This is a genomic window from Thalassotalea loyana (genome assembly GCF_030161435.1).
Classification (GTDB): Bacteria; Pseudomonadota; Gammaproteobacteria; order Enterobacterales; family Alteromonadaceae; genus Thalassotalea_G; species Thalassotalea_G loyana.
On record NZ_BSSV01000005.1, the window covers coordinates 60,069 to 86,249 of the forward strand.

At 42.8% G+C, this 26,181-nt stretch carries 13 protein-coding genes and 1 pseudogene; 10 read left to right on the forward strand and 4 right to left on the reverse strand.

From position 1 onward, the window contains the following. The first annotated feature begins 7 nt into the window (after positions 1-7). From QQK05_RS11620 to QQK05_RS11640, 5 genes are read left to right on the forward strand one after another with little or no spacing between them, the layout of a single operon-like run. The gene (locus QQK05_RS11620) at positions 8-832 is read left to right on the forward strand and encodes a TnsA endonuclease C-terminal domain-containing protein (protein ID WP_284298762.1); all 825 of its coding nucleotides are present in this window, start codon (positions 8-10) and stop codon (positions 830-832) included. Then, positions 819-2,897: a transposase family protein gene (locus QQK05_RS11625; protein ID WP_284298763.1), complete on the forward strand. Its 2,079-nt coding sequence runs from the start codon at positions 819-821 to the stop codon at positions 2,895-2,897. Before QQK05_RS11620 ends, QQK05_RS11625 begins: the two co-directional genes overlap by 14 nt. Next, entirely contained in the window at positions 2,897-4,564 is a 1,668-nt protein-coding gene (locus tag QQK05_RS11630; protein ID WP_284298765.1) for an AAA family ATPase, read from the forward strand. The genes QQK05_RS11625 and QQK05_RS11630 overlap by 1 nt, the downstream gene beginning before the upstream one ends. Next, on the forward strand, positions 4,564-6,078 hold the full coding sequence (locus QQK05_RS11635; RefSeq protein ID WP_284298767.1) for a TnsD family Tn7-like transposition protein: 1,515 nt from the start codon (positions 4,564-4,566) through the stop codon (positions 6,076-6,078). Before QQK05_RS11630 ends, QQK05_RS11635 begins: the two co-directional genes overlap by 1 nt. Then, positions 6,056-7,645, forward strand: coding sequence for a Tn7-like element transposition protein TnsE (locus QQK05_RS11640; protein WP_284298769.1), 1,590 nt, complete (start codon positions 6,056-6,058; stop codon positions 7,643-7,645). Before QQK05_RS11635 ends, QQK05_RS11640 begins: the two co-directional genes overlap by 23 nt. 702 nt (positions 7,646-8,347) lie before the next feature. On the opposite strand, the pseudogene ygjK reads toward QQK05_RS11640, so the two are convergent. Continuing rightward, positions 8,348-10,858 (reverse strand): annotated as a pseudogene (gene ygjK, locus QQK05_RS11645) (alpha-glucosidase). A 186-nt stretch (positions 10,859-11,044) separates the two neighbouring features. Between ygjK and QQK05_RS11655 the strand changes: the two are divergent. Together QQK05_RS11655 and nhaC are read left to right on the forward strand one after the other, a co-directional pair. Beyond that, the gene (locus QQK05_RS11655) at positions 11,045-13,762 is read left to right on the forward strand and encodes a TonB-dependent receptor (RefSeq protein WP_284298773.1); all 2,718 of its coding nucleotides are present in this window, start codon (positions 11,045-11,047) and stop codon (positions 13,760-13,762) included. 202 nt (positions 13,763-13,964) lie between these two features. Beyond that, on the forward strand, positions 13,965-15,470 hold the full coding sequence (gene nhaC, locus QQK05_RS11660) for a Na+/H+ antiporter NhaC (protein ID WP_284298775.1): 1,506 nt from the start codon (positions 13,965-13,967) through the stop codon (positions 15,468-15,470). A gap of 132 nt (positions 15,471-15,602) precedes the next feature. Here nhaC and amaB read toward each other — a convergent pair whose 3' ends face one another. From amaB to QQK05_RS11675, 3 genes are read right to left on the reverse strand one after another with little or no spacing between them, the layout of a single operon-like run. Further along, positions 15,603-17,135 (reverse strand): L-piperidine-6-carboxylate dehydrogenase, encoded by a 1,533-nt coding sequence (gene amaB, locus QQK05_RS11665; protein ID WP_284298777.1) that lies wholly within the window; start codon positions 17,133-17,135, stop codon positions 15,603-15,605. Positions 17,136-17,194: 59 nt separating this feature from the next. After that, the gene (locus tag QQK05_RS11670) at positions 17,195-19,543 is read right to left on the reverse strand and encodes an aminotransferase class III-fold pyridoxal phosphate-dependent enzyme (protein ID WP_284298778.1); all 2,349 of its coding nucleotides are present in this window, start codon (positions 19,541-19,543) and stop codon (positions 17,195-17,197) included. Between the two features lie 58 nt (positions 19,544-19,601). Further along, complete coding sequence (locus QQK05_RS11675) at positions 19,602-22,808, reverse strand: glycoside hydrolase family 2 TIM barrel-domain containing protein (protein ID WP_284298781.1); 3,207 nt, start codon at positions 22,806-22,808, stop codon at positions 19,602-19,604. Between the two features lie 224 nt (positions 22,809-23,032). On the opposite strand from QQK05_RS11675, the gene QQK05_RS11680 reads away from it, so the two are divergent. The 3 genes from QQK05_RS11680 (at position 23,033) to galK (ending at position 26,156) form a co-directional block, all read left to right on the forward strand. Further along, positions 23,033-23,752: a FadR/GntR family transcriptional regulator gene (locus QQK05_RS11680; protein ID WP_284298783.1), complete on the forward strand. Its 720-nt coding sequence runs from the start codon at positions 23,033-23,035 to the stop codon at positions 23,750-23,752. 200 nt (positions 23,753-23,952) lie between these two features. Continuing rightward, a complete protein-coding gene (locus QQK05_RS11685; protein ID WP_407704890.1) occupies positions 23,953-25,002 on the forward strand; it encodes a UDP-glucose--hexose-1-phosphate uridylyltransferase in 1,050 nt (349 codons plus the stop codon). A gap of 2 nt (positions 25,003-25,004) precedes the next feature. Then, a complete protein-coding gene (gene galK / locus QQK05_RS11690; RefSeq protein WP_284298785.1) occupies positions 25,005-26,156 on the forward strand; it encodes a galactokinase in 1,152 nt (383 codons plus the stop codon). Positions 26,157-26,181: the final 25 nt, after the last annotated feature.

Genomic DNA, 26,181 nt, shown 5'->3' on the forward strand with positions numbered 1-26,181 from the left:
TTTCTGTATGGGTAAAAAGCAATATTGGAACTCTGAAGCTAAGAACGCTCGTTGGATAAAGGAAGGACGAGGTCAAGGAAGTGGTAAAAATTATAAGCCCTGGCTCACCGTTCGAGATGTTGCATCTGAAGGCCGGTCTCATCGTATATTTGGACACTTGACGAAACGCACCCACCACCTTTTATCTGATCTCGAACTAGCAACTTTTTTACTTCTTCAATGGCGTCAATCAACTGAAGATATACGTGAGCAATTTCCTTTAGATCCAGAAGTCACCAAACAAATATGCCGTTCATCCGGAATCTCTCATCCTTCACACTCTGGCGCAGTCCAATACTTGAGTAGTGACTTTGTAGTCAGTGCCAAAGAAAAAGAAAATCCGGTTTTTGCTATTCAGGTAAAACCGGTTTCAAAACTTGCTAGCAAGAGAGTGATAGAGAAGCTCGAAGTAGAGAGGCGCTACTGGTTAGAAAAGGATATCCCCTGGTTTCTCGTAACAGAAAAACAAATTCCTCGCGTCGTCTTTAATAACATTGACTGGCTTTATACTTTGCAACAAGACGTAACTTACATTGAGGATGAATGCCGAAATTTTGAACAGCATTCAAAATGGCTGCAGGAACATGGTAACTTAAAAATTATTGACCTATGTAAGCAGCTAGATACGGCTTATTCACTTCCTCTAGGTGAAAGCTTATACCAACTCAGAAGGATGCTGGCAAAACGTTACTTCCACTTCGATATTACAATTCCTTATACGGACTTGAGGTGCTGTGATTTATACTCGGAATCTGTGGACTCAGTTGTTGAGGTGCTTAATGTTTCAGGTTAATGAAGTCATCAGCCTTGATAGGACACTTTATCGAATTCTGTTAGTCAGTGGAGAGCAAATAGTCTGGATAGCGGTTGAAGATAAGAAAGCATTCCCTGGAGTAATAGGGTTAATTGAACTTGAAAAATTAGTGCTAGATGAGAAATTAATTCGCTCAGAGGATCCTTATTATTATTTGCTAAATTTATCGCCAACAGCGGACTCCAGTGAAGCTTTAACCAGAGACAAGTACTTTAAAATTATAAAACCTTTGGTTACCGATCCCCTGTTTTACTTGCCCAAGGTTCGAGCAAAGCATATAAAAGAAATTCTGCTTGAAGGAAACATATCAAAGCCCTATCTGTATAAAAAAGTACGCCAATACTGGCAGAGAGGTCAAACGCCAAATGCCTTATTACCAGATTATCGAAACTCAGGTGGTAAAGGTAAAAAGCGCGTTGCTAAGGGGAAAAAACTAGGGCGGCCGAGAGTCCATAAACCAGGTATAGGGGCTATCGTTGATGAGTTAACTGAAAAGCTATTTAGGATAGTTATTGATAAATACCTTTTAAAAGAAGCGGAGTTTTCCGTCGCCTTTGCACATAGGCGCCTAAAGCTTCTTTACGACGAATATTTTCCTGGAACTCCAGAGTCAGAAAAGCCGACAAAACGACAACTAGGGTATTTTTTTGAGCGAGAGTACAGTCACGCAGAAAAGTTAATTGCGACAAACTCTACTGCAGATTATCGCAAGGACATCAGGCCTCTTGAGAGTACGGCAACAATGCAGGCACTGGGTCCCGGTTCTCGTTATGAAATTGATGCGACCATAGCTGATATTATTTTAGTGTCTGATCACGACCGCAATCAGCCTGTCGGTAGGCCAATCTTATATGTGGTCGTTGACGTATTCTCTCGCTTTATAGTCGGCTGGTACATCGGTTTTGAAAATCCTTCCTATGTCGCCGCTATTCAAGCTCTTCACCTGGCCATGACCGATAAAAATGAATACTTGAACCATTTGGATAGTGGAACGGACTTTATTGCTTGGCCTCAACCCGGTTTACCAGAAGCATTACTAGCAGACAGAGGTGAGCTTCTTGGGCACCAAATTGAGGGTCTTGAGAAGAGTTTTTTTGTGCGAATAGAAAACACCCCACCGTTTCGCGGTGACGCTAAAGGGGTTGTAGAGAGAAACTTTAGGACACTTCAGGCAGAATTTAAGCCATTTGCCCCAGGAGTGGTTACAGGCCCTACAGTTAAAAAAAGAGGTGGGAAAAACTATTGGTTGGATGGAAAACTAACCATTTCAGAATTTACCGAGATCATTACGTCTTCAATAATTATACGTAATTTTGTAGATCCACTTACTAAGTACGACAAAAGCCAGGATATGCCTGCTGATTTACCATTAATCCCTGCCCACTTGTGGAATTGGGGGTTACAGCATCGAACCGGACGCCTCAGAAAAGCAGACTCAGAAAGTTTACATATCGCTTTGCTACCAACTGAAAAAGCAACTGTTTCTGAAAATGGTGTTTGCTTATTTGGACTTTACTACTCTTCACCAGAAGTCCTTGCCGCAGGGTGGATGCATAGAGCAGACAAGTCTAACCGGCCTAAAAAAGTAACCGTCGCTTACGATCCAAACTTTGCCAACGAAATTTACCTATTTCACAAGTCAGACTCTCGTGAACATTGGCTCTGTAGGTTAACTGACTTGTCTCGTGAATATCGAAATAGCTCATTCTGGGAAGTTTGGCGCAAACAAGACATACAGAAAAAATCTGAAAGTCAGCTCCAGCTTAATTCAGATAGAACCCGTGCATTGCACGAAAAACGGGTCGAGGAAATTATATCTTCAGCGATTAAATCTACACCATCACCTTCTGCGACCAATACAGAGCGTATGGCAAATGTTGGCAAAGCACGTTCCGAACAACTTGAGAAGGAGCGACAAAAGAGACGACCAACGACAAAAGAGTCTAACAAGTCACCATCTCAGGTGATACCCCTTAATAGTCAAGATGACGATAATGAATATCCGGATTTTGAGGATGAGTTGTTTAATGGTGGGGATGATTGATGCAATTACCAAAACACTATGTAAAAGCTGTATACCAAGAAACAGGCATCAGACAATACGACAGCAACCCATTCATTGAGGCTCTGCCCCCCATTTTGTCTGTCAAGCAGGCCGGCTCAAGCCTGAAAGGCGAGATCATATATAAGCCTTCTGACCGACTGGCTGATGCTAAGGCAAGAATGCACATGGTCGTTTCATTACTGGATGATTATTTTCAGCCGCTGTCACAGCATGTTCTCCTGGAAGAGCGGATCGGTATGATGATACGTAGGGGGTATGTTGGTCGCAATTTATGCGATGGCTCACTTAATAAAAAGCTGCAGGAAGGCTATGAACTGATAAAAGCAGATGGCTATCACCCGGTAAACTTTGCGACGGAGAAAACAACGGCGAGAAGTATGTCGTTAATTGGAATATCTGGTAGCGGAAAAAGCACTTCATTAGACAGAATACTGAATACTTACCCTCAGGTTATTTACCACGAGTCGAGTAACTTTATTCAAATCACATACTTAAAAATTGAATGCCCAAACAATGGTGATTTAGAGAGTTTATGTCTAAATTTTTTCAGTGCTGTTGATGGTATTTTAGATACTGATTACGAAAGACGGTATGCAAAGCAACGCCTTTCGGTTCCCAAAATGCTGGCGTTGATGCGCCAAACGGCAAATAACCGGGCAATAGGGGTGCTAGTTATCGATGAGATACAACGGCTCAGCCAGGTACGTTCTGGCGGTAAGGAGCAAATGCTGGAGTTTTTCGTTGAACTGGTAAACCAAGTGGGCATTCCTGTTGTTTTGGTGGGTACACCAAAAGCTCGACCTATCTTTGAGCTTGAACTCCAATCAGGGCGGCGAAGCGCAGGTTTTGGTTCAATATATTGGGAAACTATTCCGCAGCTGATTTATAAAAAAGGTAAAGGCCAAACTGACAACTCAAACTGGATAAATTTTACCAACGACTTATGGAAGTATCAGTGGTTGAAACATGGTGATAATCCATTGACCGATGACATTCGTGACTGTTGGTACGACTTATCTCAAGGCGTGCTTGATATCGTTATGAAGTTGTTTGTTCTTGCACAGTTAAGAGCCATAGCAAATAAAAAAGAAAGGATAACTGTTGGGATAATGAAGTCGGTTTATGAACAAGAGTTAAAGCCGGTACATCCAATGCTTAATGCACTTCGATCCGGTGATGCAGACAGGATTAAAAAATATTCGGATTTACGAGTAACAGATATTGATAAGAAAATTCTGGAACTCGGCAGTCAGATTATGTCATCAGCACATAAAGAGGAAGAAAACCTCTTTGGTGGCAATAACGAAGCTTTGAGGCTTTTCAACTTGATGCTTCAGCTTGATGAAAAATATGACAAAGATATATTAACAGCTCTCATTAAGCGCATTTTTAAGGAAAGCCCCCAGCAGAACTTTGCTGAGATGCTACCCATATTGATCACTTGGTATAACGAGCAACAGCGGGAGACTAAAAGTAAAAAGTACTCTTCCCCGAAAACGATGAAGCGTAAAGACTGGCACAGCTTAGACTGTGAAGACTTACGTTTTGTATTTGATTACTGTGAGGCTGAGAATACCGATTTGCACGATAGCTTAGAGCAACGCAGTTTATTGTTTAACTTAGAATATTGGGTTGCGGGGTTTTAGTGCTTGGTTTTCCTACTCCGTACTCAAATGAGTTACTCTACAGCACTATTGCGCGAGCCGGAGTACATGATGGAGAAACCTCCCCAAAGCAGCTTCTCGATTCTATATTTGCAAACAGAAAAGTAATTGCCACTATTGATCTGCCCAGCCATATTCAAGACATAGCCAACCAATATCCAAAAGCGTTAGGTTTAGACGCTAATAAACTTATTGAAATGCACACACTATGGCCCATTTATGCGCCTTTTATTCCTCGCGACCGCAGAATTGCCATAGCTGGTTGGATGCGAGAAGATTCACAAGGTGCTGCTCATTTAGCTACAGGTATTGCAGCCTCTAGAGTTCAAGCCAAAAAAATATTACTGATGTGCCCAGGGTGTGTCCATGAACAAGAGCTGGCTCATGGAGAAGGGTTTTGGGACAGGCGATGGCATGTGCCTTTGGTTAAGTACTGCCCCAAACATGGACCGTTAATAGAAACCGACATCAAGCTGAATGGAAGCCATCGCCACGCTTTTATGCCAATATCTGAAGCCAGCCAAGTTAATCAATTCTGTGAAATAGATGCGGATCTGCGGTTTTCAAGGCTTGCTTATCAGCTCTTTGATATCGAAAGGAATGATTACCCCAGCTATGAACAATGGTCGTTATTTTACAAACAGCTAGCTGTTGATTACGGTTTTCAGACCGGAAAGAGGGTTGAACATCAAAAAATAACTAGTCATTTCCAACATTACTGGAATAAGGATTGGCTTACGCTTAATGGGCTTGCCCCTTCCAATAAGGAAACTTCCTGGCTAAGAAGCATTTTCCAAAAACACAGAAAATCATTTAGTTTTGCCGAGCACCTCACAGTTATTGATGCAATCTCCTTTACCGAACTAAATATTGAAAGGGCTATTGAACTGGCGTTGAGTTACCCCGTTAAACGATGCTCCCACAAAGAAATACCTCATGAACAGCCTGAAGCAATTCACCAGGATCAGAAAACATGGCTCATTTTATTAAATGACAATACACCAAAGGCAGCAAGGGCACTCCGGCCTGCACTGTATGCCAGGTTATATAGAAATCATTATCTCTGGCTAATGCAAGTAAACGCTCAAAACCACGCTATCACTACAAACACAAATAAAAGGGTAGATAGGGCAAGCAGAGATCGTAAAGCGGCAAAAGAATTGATGAAGGTATTTCAAAAGCTCGATGAAGATTTATCCATACCAAGAATGAGCAAGAGTTATTTACTTCAACAGTTATCCAATAAAGCAACCATCGAGAAGAACTTATACCGCTTGCCACGAACCCGAACTTTATTGGAAAACTACTCAGAAAGTGTTGATGAGTATCAGGCCAGACGTTTGGTGCGAGTATTGATTTCAACAATCAAAAGCAAGCAGCCAGTTAAAGCATGGTCACTTCTTCGAGAAGCGGGCTTAAGTGATGAACGAATAACAAATATAGTTAAAAAATTATTAGATGAGATTTTAGAAAATGATACGTGGCGCGATATATAAGCATATTGAAGATGACTCCAAAATTACCGGCATTGATTCATTATTTCGCGGCATTGATCGAAAATTGTGGTCCATAAACCTATACCTTTCAGGAAAACAAGCAAATAGTCTCAACTTCAGTGCTGTACCTATATTGGCCAGGCGAAGAATATTGAACCCCACTCAACAACACAATAACAGTGGAAAAGTGTTCAAATTCACAATTTCAGATGCGCAGAACTGGCAGGTTGCAAAGTTGAATGACTGCCTTGCTTTCAAAAAAGCACCGAAAGGACAAGATGGCAACCAATATTGCTTCGTATCAGAAGAATCAAAACAAAAGATTTATATCCCACAGTTGGAAATGGCGCGCGTACTCTTTTATCACGATCCATATATGGCACGATTAAGTCTTCAACATAATGCATTGGCTGAAGATTTCTATGTTGAGTTAAAGACGCGCAACCCGACAATATATGTCCGAGACGGTACTGAATACCCTTTGCATTACTTCAACCGAGACGACAATAGACGTTTTCTTAGCTGGGTTTTGATGGATAAGCATGCTCGCCAGTCCTTTGAAAGCATAAGCATTAATTTGCTAACCCAGCATTATCGCCGTGGAAATTATGATTTCTGGAATTTTCAGTTCTCTCCGCCTCCATTAAACGTGGTAGAGCTTGAAGTGACAGGCTGGCAAGATTTTGAGTCTAAAAGCTTCTTGGTTTGGGAAATTAGAAGTGTAAGTGGTTTGGCTTCAAGCGTTACTGGTGAAGTTGACATAGTTCACCCAAAGTATGAGCGTAGCGTGGGCGGTAAATCGATCAAAGGCGATGTTGGCCGAGGTCAGGCTCCTGATGAATACGAGCTGGATGATGATGAATTATCAGACACAGATAAAGCAACTGTGAATCTGCTGTCCGACAGGGTTGCCATTAAGTTTAAAGACCCATTTATTACCAACAGGGTTAATCAAAAAACAAAGCCAGTAAAAAACATTACTGGCGAGGGCGAAAAAGAAATACTGGATAAAGAGTTAAGTGCTAATGAAAAAGAGGTAACCGGCAACTTGGCCGGCGGGGTATGGAATAACCTGGACGATCAAACCGACGATGCACACCTTTACCTCAGTAAGTTTCAATCATTTCTAAACATGGTTGAAGTCCTTCAATCTGCTCATGGTTTTTCAATAAGAAACAAGACAACAGTAAAACTCCCCAAACTTGGTGATGGAAAGAAACATTGGCTAGCTGACTCTCAGAATCCGCGCTGTCTCGCGATTGTTGAACTAATTTACAGTGGTCAACAAATCACATTGCTTGAAGTCGACACTTCAGATGGTGCAGCTAAACTGTCCACAATGATGCTCAAAACCGCCAAGGAAGGTTGGGCGATGGATAATATCGAGAACATAAAGCTTGGAGTTATGAAAAAGTCATTAGGTTGGCCAACCGCCTTATTCGAACAGTGGTTAACGAAGAGTGGATTTTCAGGTATCCCACACCCAAAATCAAAACACTCTGGATTATTGCCTCCGGAAGAGATTGCGCCCTGGGCGCAGCGCTTTGTTAATTGGATTAAATGTTAATCAAATATACTTATATTATATCCGGACAAACTTGAATAAATTTGTAATAAAAAATTAACATACTCTTTATTAATCTAATTTCCGGCGCCTCTACAATGACAACACTATCTGTTCTTATAGGAAAGGAAAAAACAATACTCGTTTTTTACAATCATCGCCTAAAAGCGATATTGAAGAAGTTGAAACCCCAATCAACTTTGCTCAAGAATATGTGAAATCAGCATCAAAGGGCTGGCTAACACCTCAACCTCTCCACCAAAAAGTCAGCGAGTATTCTCAGAACTGACTTACAAATTATTTGCAATGACAGATGTTGGAAAATTGCACATCGGCTACCCAGCCAATTGCATAAAGTCGAGCCACTGCAAATCGCCAGTAATCATCAGACTGCTCATGGAGATAGATTGTTACCTGCCGCATAGGCAGTTGAGAAAAGCTCTGGAAGTGAGCATCAGTAACAGACAACACCCTGCCGAATAGGCAGATATATTTTAAAAGCTTATTATAAATGACCGTAGTTTTACCTTTTCTTAAGGTGCTACGGTTTCTTTTTTGTAAATGACAGCTTATGGTTCAATTTAGTGGTTTTATGACAACTTATGGTTCAAAAGTGGAAAAGTACGATTTTTTAACTTGTTGGAAAATAAGGTATTAAATTTTTATATGACGACAAGTTATGGTTCACGCGACAAATGGACTCTGTTACATTTCAAAATAGAGCATTAACAAGTGTGCTGCGCTCCAGCTAAAGTTAGTTGCGCCTTGTACTGCGCCAGTTTCAGGGTTGTAATTTTCTCTAATCGCACCATCTTCACTTAGGCCTTGGGCATTTTCAAACAACTTTTCGGCTAAGATATTTGCTTCTTTCTGATAACCGTAGTTATTTAGGGCGATTAAGCCAAAGTAGACTTGGTCTAACCAAACCCGGCCACGCCAGTAGATATTGGCGTCATAAGCAGGGTTTGAAAGTGAGGCAGTACCCAAAGGAACTTTGGTATTAAATTCATCTTCTCTGAGCATGACTTCTTTTACTCGTGCCGCTTTGCTTTTATCGGCGATATTTGCCCATAACGGGCTCCAGCCTTCCGGGCCTTTGCCGCGCATGGTTAACAGGTCACCGCTACAGGTTTTCGTTGTTGTAGTCTTGCTCGGTATTTTTCGGTCATAATAAAACCCTGTATTTTCATCGAAAAAGCACTGGTTTATTTTCTTCTTCAATTTCTCCGCGGAATTTCGGTACATTGTCGCCAGTTCAGTTTGCTGTAGTAGCTCAGCCATATTGGCTAGTAGCATTTTTTCATGTGCTAGATAGCTGTTTAATTCAACAGACTCTTGATTGATCGAGTAACCCAGGAGTTCGCCAGACGCATTTCGGTTTTCGTAAAACATTACCTGCCAATCTTTACGGGCCTGCTCGATATCTCCCTGATAATCTTCTTGGGCGTAGTGTTTCAACTGTGCATTGTTGATAAAACCAAATCGCGCCGCATTATCCATACCTGACTCCCAAGCAGCACCATGCTGAGCACCGATATCAATAGCCTCATAATCCGCACGGTTTATAATATCTTGATAGAGGTCGATGCCGGCACACTGGTACCAATGTTGATTTGACGCTTTGCACTGGCTTAGAACAATAGAGTTTGCGGGTGATGAATACTTTACGCTAAAGCGGATATTTTCTTCACTATCATTGTGCAACCTGTGCTTAGTTGCACCATACTCCACTAAACCGTTTTGATTGTGGTCTCGGTTTCTGTACCACCATTGATGGTATTGCTGCAGCTTCGGAAACATCTCCCTGATAAAGTCAATATCGTTATTTTCAAGGTAAACTTGCCACACCGCCCAACTTGCTAGTGGCGGTTTGCTGTTACGTTCATTCCAGTTGCCACCATCACCAGCACGAGCTTTATCTTTATTATAAAAAATGGCATCAATCACCATACCGTGATCCTGTGGCCTGACTTTGTCGTTTGCCTTTATTTGATAATCGAACATTGCACGAATATTATTTTTGGCAACATCGGGTTCAAAGCTGGCCATGGCATAAGCATGCTTCCAACTATCCCAGGCCCAGGTACCGTTAAACCATCTTGCGGTTACGGAAGGGGTAACACTGTCGTGTAACAGGTTACCGGCAGCACTACGCCAGTTGCCAATGAGAGTTTCAATTGATTTGATGGCCAGTTGTTTTTGCGCATCGCTTTTCTGTATCTGGGCAACTTGCTTGTTTAGATACTGCTGCCATCTCGCTTTAGATTGCTGGATATATTTTTCCGGTACTGCTAATGCCTTGTCAATAAATGCCTGCTCTTGAACGGCCTCAATTTGGTCGTGAAAATAACTATGGCTTGTCGCTAATTTTACTCGGCTGTTGCCTGTAATATTAATGGATGATTGGCTGACATATTGGTGCCTTTCAGCAAATATTTGAGTATCGGCGGCAATAGAGCGCTTGATCTGGTACTGAGCGCTTTCTCCCGTTAAAACATGCCAAGTGGAGCGGACTTTGCCAAAGTGTATTGTTAGCCCCTGAGCATTATTAGTTAATGTTCTCTACCAAGTTGGCAGGGCTTGCGTGACGGTTTTCTCATCATCCCACTTTGATAGTAGCTGGCCGTGCCAGTCTATCTTTAGGGATAGTGGTTTGCTGGTTTTGTTTATTAAGTCGGTGGTGACTAGAGCGGTTCTGTTACTGATAAAGTGAAGCTCAAGCTTAATACTCAAGTGGGGCCAGTTAAAATGCTGAATAAGAGCACCGGGTTGTGAGTATATTTCAGACTCGGCTGTTGCAAAGTCCAATTTCTGGCTGGTGTCGTTGTCGATAATTGTTAACTGCTCTAATTTATCCGCAATAAATAAACTATATTCCTGAGCTATCACCATTGGGCCAGTAAAAGCGCCATAGTCTTTGCTTTTAGCCGGTAACAAAAAGCCATGCCAAGCGCCCATATCAATAAATGGGTTGTACTTTTGATTTTTGTAGAGGTCGTAATCTTTATGCTGCTGCGGTGTGCCAGTACGATCGATCAGGTTGCGAAACAAAGGATTATTGGTGTTTATGCTAGTTATTAGAGCAGCCTGTGCTAAGACAGGTAACGATATAAACAGCGATAAGCAAAAACTTATTGTTAACAATTTCAACATAGTAACCCTCAAATTCTGACTGCTTTCGCGGCCACTGTGTAATTTTATTCGATAAACAAACATATCCTCGCTTATTTATATCATAGATAAAACCTAATGTGTGATTATTAATACCATACTATTTGTATGATAAATATTGTAATTGGTTTTTTGACGTTATAGTATGAAATGAGTCGATTAAAAAATCGGCTAAAAATAATTTGATAGAAAAAACGGAACATGAATGGCGAGTCTGTCAGGGGATATAAAATGAATACTAAAAAACCAAAACTGAATTATTTGTCCATGTTGGTTATGCTTAACCTTGGTGTGGTGACGTTGACCAGTGCAGCTGAAGAGCGTAAAAGTAATGAATTAAACGAACAAGATATAGAAGTTATTACTGTTACTGGTATTCATGCCAGTATGATCAAATCAAAGGACATCAAAAGAGCGTCGGATGGCGTTGTTGACGCAATTGCCGCAGAAGATATTGGTAAATTTCCCGATCAGAATGTCGCTGAATCCTTGCAACGGATTTCTGGTGTTGCCATTGACCGAGAAGGTGGAGAAGGGCAGTTGATCAGTGTTCGTGGTTTGGGGCCTGAGTTTAATTCAGTATTGGTTAATGGCCGAACGATGGCGACAATTAGTGGTGGCCGTGCCTTTAGTTTTGATACCCTGGCCGCTGAGTTAATTAATGGCGCCGAAGTACATAAAACACAAACCGGTAAGCTACAAGAAGGCAGCATCGGGGCAACGGTTAATATTACTACACACAAACCGTTAGACATAAAAGAGTTTAAAGCGGTTGGTAGTGTTAAGAGCACTTATGATGACATGTCTGAATCTAATAACCCGACCTTTTCAGGCTTGATCAGTAACACCTTTGATGACGGCAAGTTTGGTGTGCTTGCGTCACTGTCTATTGCTAAACGAGATAGTCGTTATGATCAGGGCATGAACTTTGGCTATTATGAAGATCAAACGCTTTTTCTGGCAGATGGTTCCAGCTTGTCAGGGGTGTATGTTCCGCAAAACTGGGATCAAATCGTAAAAACCGAAAGTCGTGATAGAACGTCAGGCAACCTTATTCTGCAATATGCGCCATCAGATAACCTGACACTCACCGCCGATGCGCTGGTGTCTGAATACGATGTAAATTACCGTGAAGATATATTGGCTCACTGGTTTGAAGGCAGCAATATCGTTGCCGCTGAAATTGATGAACGCCGCACTGTAGTAGCATTAGAAATGGGTCGTGCCAGTGCAACAGATTATTTGAATCGTATGTCAGAAACACCCACATCAACGAAGGCTTTTGGTATTAACGCTGATTGGGTGCTTAGAGATAATTTAACGGTTAATATCGATATTTCTACCTCGAAAGCCGAGTCGTTAAATGGCGGTAAAACAACAGATACGGTTGCCGGTTTTTATAACTCCTATGCTTGGGATACCACAACGGGCTCAACCGTGCCTAGCTTGTCTTTTTCTGAAGACTTGTCGCCATCTAGGGTTAGAGCGCATTGGGCCAGTGCCTTTGGCTGGGACATTACTGACGAGATCACCGAACTCAAAGCCGATGCCAGCTATGTACTCGATCAAGGGGTGTTATCCCGAATTGATTTTGGGGTGATGAGCTCTGACCGCACACTGGCAAGAACGCGCTATTATACGCATTGGTCTATTAACTGTGCTTATTGTGGTTATCCTGATGCAGTAGATATACCGGACAATTTGTTTGAGCTTTATGATGCCGATGGCTTCTTATCAGGTGCTAATGCAAATACTACCAGCTCCTGGTTGCGATTTAACTCCTATGAGTTGTTTGATTTCTTATCCAGCGACGCCGCAATAAGTAATTCTGATGATCCCGCATTTGTTGCCGAGGCCATGGAAAGCTATGGTTATAACGCACTGCGTAAACCCTATTCATTTAAAGTAAATGAAAGAACAACATCACTCTATACAGATTTTCATTTTGACGGTGAGTTTAGTGATATGCCGTGGAGTTTGGTTGCCGGCTTGCGTTACGTTGAAACCAAAACGAAGTCCATTGGCGCTTCAATCAAATTAGAAGATTTGGTTGATATCAATAACTCAGGTGAATTAACCGCGATAGAGTCCGAAGACTATGAGCCGGTTACCGTCCCCCATAGTTATAAGCATTTGTTGCCAAGTGTTAATGCCAATATTGAAATTGTAGACGACCTTATCGCTCGTTTTGCTTATTCGCAAAGTATTACTCGTCCAACATTAACCGAAATGTCTCCGGAAACTGGTTATGGTGGTGGTAAACCCAGTGCCTTAACCGGTTGGGGCGGCAATCCAAAACTGAAACCTTATGAGTCAGACAATATCGACTTGAGTTTGGAATGGTACTTTGATGAATCAAGTTATGCTGCTGTCGCCTATTTCAGCAAGGATATAGACAACTTTATTGAAGGCGGCGTCTTTGATGAGTCAGTTACTGTTCCAAGCGGCACCTACGACTATAAAATGAGTCGCCCAATGAACTTAAATTCAGCTGAAATCGATGGCTTTGAACTAGCAGTGCAGCATCGTATGACCTATTTACCGGCACCATTTGATGGTTTTGGTTTTCAGGCCAATATGACGTTTGTTGACAGTGAATCGAGTGCTGATAGTGAAGAGAACCCACTGCCGTTGCCAGGTCTGGGGGACTCTCAAAATGCCGTCTTGTATTACGAGAAGGATGCCATTCAGTTCCGAATTGCCTACAACAATCGTAATGAGTTTATGCAAGTCACTGATGGAGGTTATGGACACCCAGTGTATGTTGATGATTATGCTCAGGTAGACATCAGTGGCAGTTACGACATTAATGACAGCTTGACGGTATTTTTTGAAGGTATCAATGTGACCAATGAAATCACCCATAAGCGTGGACTGTTTTCAAACCATATTTTATCGATCACTGAGACTGGCCCTCGTTACGCCATCGGTATACGTGGTTCACTATAAGCTCCTTATGAGTAAATGGATTTACTCAATTTTTTAGATGTTAGGGCAGTCAGTTCCTAATGTCTTTTCTCGATAACTATAGCCAAGTGCTTATTCCACAGGGGTACTTGGCGCCTAACCCTCAGTAAATTGCCCGCAGTTAAGCGCTAAACGTTTAACTCAGCAGAATTCTCTTTTGTTATTAAAACGGTTAAGGATCGGCATGATAAATAAACATAAAAAACCGTCATTAATTGATGCATTGTTTCCCATCGTCATCTTACTCATTTTACTGTCCTCAGCGGTTTACTTTTTTGGTGATGACTCCTCTGTTGGGCCCAATCAAATTGCCCTGATGTTATGTGCGGGCATAGCCAGTATCATCGGTCTGAAAAACGGCTACACAGGCAAAGAGCTGGAGCAGGGAATTGTTAAGGGCATCAGCTTGACCCTTGGCGCGATATTGATTCTGCTTGCTGTGGGCGCGTTAATTGGTACCTGGTTACTCGCGGGCACAGTCCCAACTATGATTTATTTCGGTCTGCAAATTATTGAACCTCAATACTTTTATGTCAGCTGTAGTGTGATTTGCGCAATAGTTGCATTGTGCATTGGCAGCAGTTGGACTGTTGCTGCCACTATAGGTGTTGCTTTGATGGGGGTTGCCGCAGGGCTTGGCGCCTCGGGGGCTGTTACTGCGGGTGCGATAATTAGTGGCGCTTACTTTGGTGACAAGCTATCACCACTTTCAGATACCACAAACTTAGCGCCGGCCATTGCAGGTACCGAGCTGTTTATACACATTAAAAATATGATGTGGAGCACCGTACCAAGCTTTATGCTCACTTTGATTATTTTTTTTATTCTGGGGTTGAATACTGTTGAACAGGTTGCTAACAAGCAATTAGCGCAGCTTGCTGCCAGTTTGCAGCGTGAATTTTTTATTGCCTGGTATTTATTATTACCTTTAATTATCACGTTATTTTTAGCAATGAGAAAAATTCCCGCGTTTCCAGCAATAGGCATTGGTGCAATTGCTGGCGCTGTGTGGGCGATATTGTTTCAACAAGAATTGATACAGTCTTTTGCTATCGGCAACTTATCTATTCTTGAAGCAAATATTATGGTGGTCTGGCAAGTAATGTATGCAGGAGTTAGCCTTGATACCGGTAATCCGATGCTTGATAGTTTATTAAGTGGCGGGGGAATGGGGTCCATGCTTAACACCATTTGGCTGATTATATCAGCGATGACTTTTGGTGCCATTATGGAATCCGTAGGCTTACTAAAGCGTTTGGTAACAAGTTTAGTGAGTGTCACCCATTCTGTTGGGGCATTAATCTCTACAACAATTGTTACCGCCTTTGGCACTAATTGCATTGCTGCCGATCAATATATCGCGATAGTGATGCCGGGCAGAATGTTTAAGGAAGAGTATCGCCGTCGTTCGCTGGCACCTGAAAACCTATCACGTGCGCTAGAAGATGGCGGTACAGTTACTTCACCACTTATTCCATGGAATACTTGTGGCGCATATATGCAGTCAGTTCTATTGATAAACCCACTCGAATACGCCGTGTTTTGCTTTTTTAACTGGTTGTCACCCATTATAGGCATTAGCTGTGCGCTGATTGGTTTTAAAGTGAAATCCTTAGTTGAAAGCTCGCCAAAAAGTTTATCAAAAGTGTTGAGAAAAGAGACGCCAAGTTTACAGAGTAAGCTTTATTGAACGAGGGTATTCAGGCGTCTTAAACTTAAAAGGCCAACTCGACATGAGATGAGCCTTTGTGTATTAAGTGCCTTTCAAGAGCTAATAGCAATGAATTAATCTTTCGCTCTTGTGATAGAGATTAATCGCCGATTAAAGATCGAATTTTATCCCTTGAGCCAATGGTAATTCGGTCGAATAGTTAATGGTGTTGGTTTGACGTCGCATATAAGCTTTCCATGCGTCAGAGCCCGATTCACGACCACCACCTGTTTCTTTCTCACCGCCAAAAGCACCGCCAATTTCAGCGCCAGAGGTACCAATGTTAACGTTGGCAATACCGCAATCTGAGCCCCAGTGTGACAGGAAGTTCTCTGCTTCACGCAAGTTGTCGGTGAAAATTGCAGATGATAACCCTTGTACCACGTCATTTTGAATGGCGATAGCCTCGTGTACATCGCCAGAGTATTTGATCAAATAGACGATGGGGGCGAATGTTTCGTGCTGAACCATCTCAAAATGGTTTTCTGCTTCAACAATAGCGGGTTTAACATAGCAGCCTGACTCATAGCCTTCGCCAGTTAATACTTCACCACCACAAAGTAACTTACCCCCTTCAGCCTGAACTTTCTCCAGCGCTTCAGTAAACATAGCAACGGCCTGTTTGTCGATTAATGGGCCGACGTGATTATTCTCATCAAGAGGCGTACCTATTCTTAGCCCCTGATAAGCTTTAACTAAGACTTCTTTTACTTGCTGGTAAATGTCTTCGTGAATAATGACTCGTCGGGTTGACGTACAGCGCTGGCCCGCGGTACCGACAGCACCAAAAACTATACCTGGAATGGCTAGTTTTAAATCTGCCTGAGGCGTTAAAATAATTGCATTATTGCCGCCTAGCTCAAGAATTGACTTACCAAATCGAGCGGCGACACAGGTACCTGCATGGCGTCCTACGCGGGTAGAGCCAGTGACTGACATCAGCGGAATACGTTTGTCATGCAGCATACCTTCGCCAACAACCTGGCCTTCACCGATGACCAAAGAGAATATACCTTCAGGCAATTCATTTTCAGCCAACACGTCTTTTAAAATATTTTGACAGGCAATGGCCGTTAACGGGGTTTTCTCTGACGGTTTCCAGACGGTAACATTACCGCAAATTGCCGCTATCATGGCGTTCCACGACCAAACTGCGACAGGGAAGTTAAAGGCCGAGATAACACCAACGATACCGAGCGGGTGATATTGATCATACATACGGTGCAGCGGTCGCTCAGAGTGCAGGGTGGCACCGTTAAGTTGACGCGATAAACCAACGGCAAAATCACAAATGTCGATCATTTCCTGAACTTCACCTAAGCCTTCTTGAAGTGATTTCCCCATTTCATAGGCAACGAGCTCACCTAAAGGCTGTTTGTAATCTCTTAGTTTATTACCTATTTGTCTGACGATTTCACCGCGGTTGGGCGCTGGCATTTTGCGCCAGGTTTTAAATGCCGCTTGTGCGGTGGCGATAACTTGCTCGTAGTCATCTTCAGAGCACTGATAAACACTGGCAATGGCTTTACCATCGGCTGGTGATGCGATATCAAACTGTCCATTATTGTCAGTGTGTAACCATTGCTGGCCAGTCGATGCGCCATAGTTATGACTGTTTATGCCTAAAGTCTGTAAAAAGTTCATGGTAACCTTATCGATTCATTTGCATGTTAATATCTGTAATTTCTTTTGATCAAGAAATATTATTGTTGTGCTAATTCGGTTAGACCTAAATCAAGCACCTTGATAAATTTATCTGCGTCAGCGCAATTAAAGGCCAACGGCGGTTTAATTTTTAAAATATTATAAAACGGGCCTTCAGTGCTGAGTAATATATTGTGCTTTTTGAAAAACTCCACTAACCATGCGGTTTTCTCCGTCGCTGGGTGTTTGCTTTTTCTGTTTTCTACCAATTCGACGCCAATAAATAAGCCAAGGCCACGAACGTCACCAATTAAATCAAACCTTTGCTGAAGCTCGATTAATTTGTTTTTGAAGTACAACCCTGTTGTGTGGGCATGCTCACGCAAACCTTCCTGCTCAATTACATCGAGCACTGCCGTGCCAATGGCACAGGAAACTGGGTTGCCGCCAAAGGTATTGAAATATTCCATGCCAGTTACAAAAGCATCAGCAATTGCCTGGGTGGTAATTACCGCAGCCATGGGATGACCATTGCCAATGGGTTTGCCCAAGGTGACAATATCTGGTACCACATTTTGGGTTTCAAATGCCCACATATGCGAGCCGACACGACCAAAACCAACTTGTACTTCGTCGGCAATACATACACCGCCAGCCGCTCGAACCATTGAATACACAGATGACAGGTAGCCGTCAGGCATGATGATTTGTCCTGCGACCCCTTGCAATGATTCGCAAATAAAGGCACCGGGTTGTTTACCTTCCTGAGTCAGCCGTTCTATGGCATTGCTGACACTGTTGGCATAAGCTTGTGCTGTTGCAGGCGTATTTCCCTGAAACTCACCGCGGTAAGGGTCGGGCAGAGCTACCGTATGAATATGCGGCTGGGCACCTTCGCCACCGGGACCATTAAATTTATATGGGCTAGCTTCAATACAGGCATTGGTGTTGCCGTGATAGGCGCCGTCTACCACCAATAGCTCTTTTGATTTGGAATAACAGCGAGCCAAGCGCAACGCTAGTTCATTGGCTTCACTGCCAGAATTTACCAGCATACATACCGACAGCTCTTCTGGCATGGTCGCTAGTAATTTGTTGGCATAATTAACAATATTGTCATGCAGGTAGCGGGTATTGGTATTCAGCTTGGCCATTTGCTCCTGACCTGCGGCGACCACTTTAGGGTGACAATGACCGACGTGGCAAACATTATTGACCATATCCAAATAGGGCGTTCCTTGTTGATCAAACAAGTAAGCTCCCTGACCACGAACTATTTTTAGTGGCTGTTGATAGCTTAAACTTAACGTCTTGCCTAAATGCTGTTTACGATAGCTAATGATGCTGTCGGCAGTCTGCCCGGTATCTATGGGCAGGTTGCAAGCCTCGCGTAGTTGACATAATACTGCAAACGGGGATAGGGTGCTGAGCTCGGTCAGTAGTAGCCATGCCGGTTTTACCGATACCAGCAAGTATTCATTGTCAGGTTGTTGCCGTATCGCTAAGGCAGAGTTACATACGGTTGTACATAATCGCAGTGCAACTAAAGAATATAACACTTCTAATTCGGCATCTTGCAGCGGACGCACTTGATGATAGCCAGCAACGATAGTTTTTAACGTGCTTAGGGCGTCATGATGCTCTCTTTTTTCGCCCATCAGCGCATAGGCGCAGGCGATAGCCAGTTCGTTGACTATGTGACTGTGCACCACGTCGCCGAAATCAATAACCCCTGTTATTTTTTGTGGGCCGTTAACATCATCAATCAACAGATTGTAATCATTGGCGTCGTTATGAATAACTCCTTGGGGTAACTTAGCGAGTAACGGCATGGTTTGGCATTGATAAAGCATTAAAAACTTATCGACCAACTCGGTTTGTTTTGCATCGAGCAAATGCTTTTTACTCATGCAAATACGGTAACCCTGTGCCAAGTCCCAGTCCAAATACCTAAATACACCAGGATGTTGAAAGTCAGCTAGGGCAAGATCAATATTGGCGAGAAAGTGACCCAAATCAGTCCACAATGCAGGGTTGTGTTGGGTGCTGTCAGCGTCGGCATAAAACTGCCCAGGTAAAAAGGTTAATACCCGTAAGCAGAACGATTGCTGCTCGCTGTTAACCATTGCCGTGATTGATTCACCCTGCTTATTGTTGAGTGCACAAGGTACGGCACATCGCTTTGCTGTTAAATGTGCCATGGCTGCATTTTGCATTTCGAGCTCAAGTTTAGGCTCAGCTAAATTTGCCACTTTCACGATAAACTTTTGCTCATCAGTTGTGGTCAGTAATAAATTCTGATCGCAATAACCGGGCAACTTTTTTAATGTACCTGATAACTCGTAATGCGCTGCTAATACCTGCAATAATTCATCATCAGAAAACTCTGGTGTTCTAGCTGTTGTCATTCTTGCCTCTTATAAGCCATATCGTTGTTTGCTGTGCCGACTTCATTAATACCAATACCTATTTTAACCTCGCAGAGCGAGCCAGCACCGTTTCACTGGATTGAGATTGACCAATTGGTACTAAGGTGAATCCGTAGCGGTAACTTTTAGCCGGAATCGTATATTCGGGGTGCACTAAACGTCCCCAAGAGGTATCGCCACCGACTCCCATTTGCATATGGTCGATATTTAAGGTGGTTAAGTCTCGCATTGGTACTTCGGCGCCACGCTTAGTGGTTACCGGTACTAAACCTGACGCCGAGGCAGTTCCATCTTTGCCGGCGACAAAGTCAATATCACTTTGCTTATATGGCCAAGCACTTGCGTTTAGCGGTTGATCACCGATAGCCATTATGCCTGAGCCCATTGAGTTTTTCAGCGCAATCCAGCGAACATCGGTCTTATTGGCATTTTCTTGCGGACGAACGTAATGATGGATTTGATCTTTTACTAAACTCTTATACAAAGAGATGGGTGCCGATGTTTTGCGATCGGCATAGCTCTCATGTGGTCCACGACCAAACCAGGATAATTGCTGAAACTCCCCAGGCATAGTTAACTGCATGCCGAGACGCGGAATGTTGGGCAGTTGTTGGCCATCTGATATCTCTAAGTCAACCTGCACATGTATTTGGCCATTATGATGAACAAGGTAGGCGACTTGATAGTTACCGCTAAAAAGAGGTGTCTGATATTGAGCAATCACCTTGAAGCCGTCAGCAACTTTGCTGGTTGTTAATTGTTGTAACTGAAGTTCTTCACCTGCGGTTTGCCAAACTCCAGCCCAGTTTTGCATACCGTTACCTAGGTCGTTGTCGGTCGGTGCACGCCAGAAGTTTGCCTTAAGTGGTGACTTAAGTAATGCACTGTTGTTGTGCTGATATTGATTTAACCAGCCGGAAACCTTATCAAAGGTTACTTTGGTATCCCCATTGTTTAATACCAAATTGTTATCAGACTGCTGGGCAATTTCCATGGTAAGCATTGCAGGTTGTGGTGCTTGATTGACATATTTAATCGGAAGCTTGAATTGCTCAAAAGCAACTTCGTGGCCGGTAGCCAAGAGCCCTTGTGGTTTATTTAACACTGCGCTTAAGGTAATAAAATATTCCTTAGAGTCACTTTTAGGTAGCGCAGGTAATGGCAAGCGAATATCAGATTCACTGTCCGGTTTTATTGCTGGCAATGCTTGCTGCCCCTGAGCAAACAATTCGCCATCGGCTTCTATTTTCCACTGGAGATCAAACTGAGACAGATCGGTGAAATCGTAACGGTTTTTAATGCGATATACGTCAACCGACGCATTTGAACGCTCAAAACGAATGGCCTGATAAACCTTTTTTACTTCGAACGCATGTGGATGTGGCTCTCGGTTTGGGTTCATTAAACCGTTGTTAAGAAAATTACCGTCGCTGGGTAAATCTGGATGAAAATCTTTTCCATAGGCCCAAAAATCTGTGCCATTTTCATTGGTATATTGCAACGATTGGTCGACCCAGTCCCAGATAAAGCCACCTTGTAAAACGTCATACTTTTCTATGGCTTGCCAGTAATCCTTTAAGTTGCCAACAGAGTTACCCATTGCATGAGCATATTCAATCATGATCGCCGGACGACTGGGTTTAGACTCAGCGTATTTGATTAAGCGCTCAATTGACGGGTACATGGGCGCAAACACGTCGGTATAGTACGCTTCTCCGGCTGGTTCATACTGTACTAGTCGGCTGTCATCATTGCTTTTTAGCCACTGGTAAGTGGCTTCAAAAATTTTGCCATGACCCGCTTCATTTCCTAATGACCAGATGATGATCGATGGATGGTTTTTGTCGCGCTCAAACATCCGTTTTGTTCGATCTAAATGGGCAGGCAGCCAACTCATCTCATTACCCAGTTGGGTTTTTTCATTGATAGCCAAGGGGTGCGATTCAATATTGGCTTCATCGATCACATATAGGCCATATTTATCGGTTAACTCATACCAGTAGGGGTGATTGGGGTAATGGCTTGAACGAACAGCGTTAATATTAAACTGTTTCATTAATTTAATATCTTTTTCCATCGACGCTTTGGTTACCACATGACCGTGTATCGGATCAGTTTCATGGCGGTCAACACCTCTGATAGTGATAGCCTTGCCATTAATGGTAAGCTGGCTGTTAACTACGGCTAAATGTCTAAAACCAATGTCATCACGTATTGACTCTATGGTATTACCTTCGGTGTCTTTTAAGTTAATGAGCAAGGTATATAAATTGGGCGATTCTGCCGACCAAAGCGCCGGTGTGTTTATCTCACCCGCCAATGAAATAGTTAAAGAACTTTGCCCTGCAATGTTGATTTTACTTTGTTTGCTAAGCAAAACTTTCAAATCTGAACGGGGATCCAATAGCTGCAGTTCAACCAGCTTGTTCGTAGCGGCTTTGTCATAATTTTTTATGTTGATATCAAGCGTTAATTTACCCTGAGTAAAGTTTTCGTTCAGCGTCGGTTTAGCATGGAAATCAAAGATATGTTGCTTAGGAGTTGCATATAGATAGACATCGCGCTCTATTCCTGAGATGCGCAGCATATCCTGACTTTCCAGATAACTGGCATCAGTCCAGCGGCGAATTTGAAAGGCGAGCAGGTTTTTATCTTTAGCCAAATAAGAGGTTAAGTCGAATTCTGCTGGTGTTTTTGAACCTTGGCTAAACCCCACTTTTTTGCCATTTAACCAAACATCCAGTGAAGATTTTGCCGCGCCGACGTGTAAGAATACTTGTTTATTTTGCCATGATGCTGGTAGACTAAATTGCTTACGGTATGATCCTATTGGATTATAATCTTTAGGAGCATCTGGCCAAGTGGTAGCAAACGGGAACCGCTCATCTAGATAAATAGGGTAACCGTAACCTTCAGTCTCCCAATTGCCAGGCACCGCAATTTGCTGCCAATTTTCGTCATTGAAATTTAACTGTTCAAAACCGTTAGGTTTATCCTTAGGCGAACGCTGCCAGTCAAACTTCCATAAGCCATTGAGTGAAATAAAGTTACTACTCTGTTCTTTGTCATTATTCAGCGCGGCATCTCTGGAGTTGAATGGAAACAAGGTGGCATGTGGCGCTTCTTTGTTGATGGCAAACACCTCATGATTTTCCCAGGGTTCACGCGCTTGTGCATTCGAGAACAAATGAGATAACAGCAGTGTTGCTAAGGCAACATTGGTCAGTAGCATTGATTTCATCATAACGTCTAAATTAAACTAACAATAGTATTTATAATACAAATAAAGAGGGCAGAAGCAAGTACTTTCTGTCGCTATTAATAAATTCAAGAATAAGAGCGATGAGACTGTTGGGGACTACTTATTTCGGACAATAGGATATGGACAGCATTTATTAAATTACACTAGAGTATTTAATTTGAGTCATTTATCATACAAATCTTAATCTTTTAACATTAATTAGTTGTATGGAACCATCACATCGTAATTTAACTCAGCAGCTAGTGCATGAGTTGGGTAAACAAATAATGCAAGGCAGTTATAAAGTCGGTGATAGCTTGCCGTCGGAAGCTGATTTGTGCACCCAGTTCAATATTAGTCGCACTGCCACTCGAGAGGCGGTGAAAATGCTAACAGCTAAGGGGCTGATCAGCTCAAGGCCTAGGCAAGGGATAAAGGTTGTTGATTCGAAGCATTGGAACTTGTTTGATGTTGATGTCCTTAATTGGATTTTATTGGGTAAGCCGGATTTATACCTGCTTAGACATTTTTTACAATTGCGTTTAGCGATTGAGCCAGAAGCGGCGTTTTTGGCTGCTCAATATGCCACCGACGCTGATTTACAGGCGATTGAAAACGCCTTAGTTCGGATGAAAGATGCAACCAGCGGCATGGATGATACCCATGAAGCAGACATAGAGTTCCATCAAAGTGTCTTGTCTGCCAGTAATAACCCGTTTTTCATACAGTTAAAAAACTTTATTACCACGGCGTTAAAGGTAAATATTCGTTTTACCAATCGGTTAATAGCCGTAACTATGGACGAATACCAAGCCCATAGAGATATTTTTGAACATATTAAGAATAAAGAGGCACAAGCGGCGTTTGATGCGGCAATGATAACGCAAAAAGCGACCTTAGCTATAGTTAATGAGCAAATAGCGGCATTAGAAAGCAAAGCCTCCTAGTATCACCGGTAACTATTACGACAGATAGTTAAGTCACTTCTAGCCTTTAAAAAGCCACTCAAATATTTGGCATTTGAGTGGCTTTTGCTTTTTCATGGCCGGCAGATTTTCAAATAATAAACATATTGTATTATAAATAGTATTATACTAATATCTTAAGTTGGTTGTTTATCGTAGAGGTGTGACTAGAAGTGTCTGATATTGGAATAAAAGAAACGTTTGATCCGGTAGAGCACCCTCATCGAAGGTACAACCCGTTGCTAGCTGAATGGGTACTGGTATCTCCTCACAGAGCAAAGCGTCCGTGGCAAGGGCAGGTTGAAGCCAATGATGCGCAACCCAAAGAGGCTTATGACGACGCTTGTTATTTATGTCCTGGTAATCCCCGTGTTAGCGGCGACGTCAATCCTAAATACGAAAAAACCTATGTTTTTCAAAATGATTTCGCGGCGTTAAAACCCGGTACGCCCAAAATGAGTAATGACGACCCCTTATTTAGGATGGCGGTAGAGCAGGGTGAAAGCCGAGTTATCTGCTTTTCTCCAGATCACGCAAAAACGCTGCCCCAGTTGTCAGTTAGTGAAATCAAATATGTGGTAGATACTTGGCAACAACAATGTAAAGAGCTGGGCACTAAGTATCAGTGGGTACAGATCTTTGAAAATAAAGGTGCAGTTATGGGCTGCTCAAATCCGCACCCACACGGTCAGATCTGGGCACAGCAGCAATTACCAACGTTGGCGCAAAAGAAATTAACCAATTTATTGGCTTATTTTGAATCATATCATCGGCCTCTGCTTGCTGATTATGTAGCCCGAGAGCTAATTAATAAAGAACGTATTGTATGTCAAAATGATGACTGGTTGGTGGTAGTACCTTATTGGGCTGCTTGGCCATTTGAAACTCTGCTGTTGCCACGATTTTCTATAAAGCGCATGACAGAATTAACCGAGCAAACCCGGCAGTCATTGGCTGACATCATCCGGAAAATCACCATAGCTTACGACAATCTGTTTCAATGCTCCTTTCCGTACTCCATGGGCTGGCATGGCGCTCCTTTTGACGGAGCTACTCATGAAGAATGGACATTACATGCTCACTTCTTTCCGCCGCTGTTACGTTCGGCTACGGTGCGAAAGTTTATGGTTGGTTACGAAATGATGGCTGAAGCACAACGCGATCTTACCCCAGAGCAAGCGGCGCAGCGCTTGCGTGACCTTGCCCCCGTTCATTATCTGGAGGTTGTTTAACCATGAATCGGAATGAACTATTAACACGCTCTTTTGCCAAAGCGTTTGGCGCGCAGCCTGATATTGTTTGTCATGCTCCCGGACGGGTAAACCTGATGGGCGACCATACAGATTATAACAAGGGATTCGTTTTACCTGTGGCTATCGACTTCGGCACTGATATCGCGGCCAGCTTACGAGATGATCGCCAGGTAAATGTCATTGCGATTGATATTGATAATGAACAAGTCGAATTTTCTCTGGATGATATCACCTTCGATCAAAAATATGCTTGGAGTAACTATGTCAGGGGCACCTTGTTCGCCTTAATGCAGAGCTATCCAGATATCAAAGGCGCAAATATTACTGTTTCAGGTAATGTACCTCGAGGTGCGGGACTCAGTTCCTCGGCTTCGTTTGAAATCGCCTTGCTTTTGGCCTTTACACAACTAAATAAACTATCGCTAACAGGGCTTGAGGCCGCATTGAAAGGGCAGCAGGCAGAGAACGAGTTTGTCGGTTGTAACTGTGGCATTATGGATCAGATGATTTCGGCATTAGGCAAAAAATCACAAGTGATGCTGCTCGATTGCCAAGACCTAAGCGTTCAATACGCAGTTATGCCAGACGATATTGCTATTTTAATTATCAATTCAAACGTCAAGCGTGGCCTGGTTGACAGTGAATATAATATTCGACGAATGCAATGCGAAGCCGCAGCGAGTTTTTGCTGCAAGAAGACTTTGCGCGATGTTTTACCTGAACAGCTAGAAGTGGTTAAGCAAGACATTGAACCAATACTTTTTCGAAGAGCACAACATGTACTCAGTGAAAATAGCAGAACTTGTCAAATGTTGTCCGCGCTTAACAAGCGAGACATGGCAAGCATTAGTCAGTTAATGGCCGACTCTCACCAGTCACTTAAAAATGACTTTGAAGTAACCACACCTGAAATCGATACTTTGGTTGATATTGTTGCTACTGTTCTGGGTGAACAAGGTGGCGTAAGAATGACAGGCGGTGGGTTTGGTGGTTGCGTGGTCGCGCTTGCCCCTAAACTGATGCTCCCTAGTGTCATTGATGCTGTATTAGAACAGTACCCGGCTAAAACAGGGTTAACGCCAGATATCTATCGATGTACAGCTGTCAATGGTGCGTTCGTCAACTTAATTTAATCACGATAAATAACAATGATAACAA